3 protein-coding genes are annotated in these 2,507 nt (G+C 40.7%); all 3 read left to right on the forward strand.

The window, feature by feature from the left end:
* A partial coding sequence (locus tag AC3LHT_RS05070) for a recombinase RecA family protein (protein WP_488662160.1) occupies positions 1-541 on the forward strand: 541 nt, incomplete at its 5' end.
* Positions 528-1,010, forward strand: a complete 483-nt coding sequence (locus AC3LHT_RS05075) for a regulatory protein RecX (RefSeq protein WP_290644426.1) — start codon at positions 528-530, stop codon at positions 1,008-1,010. The genes AC3LHT_RS05070 and AC3LHT_RS05075, both read left to right, overlap by 14 nt.
* Before the next feature lie 107 nt (positions 1,011-1,117).
* The coding region (rny, locus tag AC3LHT_RS05080; RefSeq protein ID WP_488662161.1) for a ribonuclease Y at positions 1,118-2,507 on the forward strand (1,390 nt) is incomplete at its 3' end.

Consider the following 2,507-nt stretch of genomic DNA (forward strand, 5'->3'; position numbering starts at 1 on the left):
TCAAGCCCTAAGAAAAATCGCAGGAACTGTCAGCAAATCCAGAAGCATAGTTATGTTCATAAACCAGACGAGAATGAAAATAGGTGTGGTTTATGGTAATCCAGAAACAACAACCGGAGGCGTGGCATTGAAGTTCTATTCATCTGTAAGATTAGAGGTGAGAAGAAGCTCAGCTCTCCGGGAAGGCAATGAAGTAATAGGAAACGAGATAACCATTAAAGTGGTTAAAAACAAAGTTGCACCGCCTTTTAAAGATACCAGAGTTGATCTCATTTATGGAAAGGGTATTGACCATAACAACGAATTATTCAATCTTGGTGTCAAAGAGGGTATGATAGAACGAAAGGGAGCCTGGTATACCTACATTTCGGAAGATGGCAAAGAGATCAGCCTCGGACAGGGGAAGAACAATGGCGTTGAATTTTTAAGTAGCAATCCACAGCTCTTGCTTGAGATCGAAAATAGAATTCGCACAAAATACGGGCTTACACTAATCAAACCCAAAGAAGAAAGCAAAAAGGCAGAAAATGGAAAAGGATGAAAAGAAACTGGTTTTTGAAAAGGCAAAGAACGACGCCTTAAGGCTTCTCAAATACCGTTCAAGAGCCGAAAAAGAGTTGTTTGTTAAGCTCAAACAAAAAGGGTATTCTTTTGAGCTGGTAACAAAAGTTATTGAGTGGTTGAAAAAAAGCGGGTATGTTAACGATGAGGTATTTGCCTGGTTATACACCTACGATGCATTGACCGTGCATTTTAAGGGACCTCATAGAATAAGGAGAGAATTAACAAATCTGGGTGTTGAGAGGCAATTAGTGGAAAAAACGTTATTGAAGTTAGAAGAGGAAGTAAATGTCCGTTCCGTGTTAAAGCAATATATTGAAAAATCAAAAATCGATTTTAAAGATGCAAAGTCGTTGGAAAAACTAAAAGCAAAGCTTTATCGGAGGGGATTCACTAACTCCATGATAGTCGCAATTCTAAAGGAATACTCAATCTCACAGGACACGTAGAAGGAAGGAGGGAGCTGGAATATCCCGAATAATGGGTTTAAATACCAGCGAGTAATATGATAATTGGAATTTTCATTGGTCTGGCATTGGGAATAGCAATAACTTTTATGGCCATTCCTTTGGTAACAAAAAAGGTTAAGAATAAAATTGAAGAACATTTAAAAGCTTCTAGGCAAGACGCTGAATCCATTAAAAAAAGAGCTTTAGAGGAAGCAGAGCATCTTAGAAAGAAGGCCCTAATAGAAGGTAGGGAAGAACTCCATAAATTCAGGGAAGAAATGGAGCGAGAGCTCCGAAAGGAAAGAGAAGAACTCAAGCAATGGGATGAGAGGCTTTCAAGGCGGGAAGATAACCTTGATAGAAAAGAAGAAACCCTCGATAAAATGAAACATGAGATTGAAATCAAGACCTCTGAAATTGAGAAACTCAAGGAAACTGCCGAACGAAAGTTGTATGAACTTTCTGACCTTACACCAGAAGAAGCCAGGGAGCTTGTGCTGAAAAGGGCGGAGGAAATTTATGAATACGAAATCGCTCAACGTTTCAAACAAATAAAAGAGCAGTACGAAGAAGAAGCGATGAAGCACGCTAAATGGGTAATAGTTAGCGCTGTACAGCGCTATGCCGCGGACATTACCGGTGATGTAACTGTTAGTACAGTGAGCTTACCATCGGATGAGATGAAAGGTCGAATTATTGGGAGAGAAGGTAGAAATATCAGAGCTTTTGAGAAGCTTACAGGAGCAGATTTGATTATCGATGATACACCTGAAATAGTCGTTGTCTCATGCTTCAACCCACTTCGTAGGGCCATAGCAAAATTAACTCTTGAAAGGCTTGTGGAAGATGGAAGAATTCATCCTGCAAGGATTGAAGAGATATATGAAAAAGCAAAGAAAACCATATATTCAGAAATAAAAGAAGCAGGCCAGGAGGCCTTAATGAAGGTGGGCATTCCATCGATGCATCCTGAACTTGTAAAGCTCCTTGGACGCCTTAAGTACAGAACCAGTTACGGTCAAAATGTTCTTGAGCATTCAATAGAAGTCGCTCAAATCGCTGCTTTAATGGCGGCAGAACTTGGTCTTAACGTTGATAAGGTCAAAAGAGGGGCATTACTTCATGACCTTGGTAAAGCCGTTGATCATGAGCTTGAAGGTTCTCATGCCATAATTGGTGGTGAAATCGCCAAGCGGTATGGAGAAAAACCCGATGTGATAAATATGATACAGCATCACCATGGTGAAACCGAAGCGACTTCACCGGAAAGTGTTCTAATAGCTGCAGCAGATGCTATTTCTGCCGCTAGACCCGGCGCTCGACGAGAGTCACTCGATATGTATATCAAGCGTTTGGAAAGGCTTGAAGAAATTGCTATGCGTTTTAACCATATTGAAAAGGCCTATGCAATTCAGGCTGGAAGGGAACTGAGAGTAATTGTTGAGCCAGACAAAGTAGACGATATCCTTGCAGAGAAACTAGCTGCCGATATAGCCC

Source organism: Kosmotoga sp., assembly GCF_982836095.1.

Excerpts from the sequence above, each read along its gene's own strand:
- AC3LHT_RS05075 (WP_290644426.1), top strand. The coding sequence starts at position 528 with ATGGAAAAGGATGAAAAGAAACTGGTTTTTGAAAAGGCAAAGAACGAC.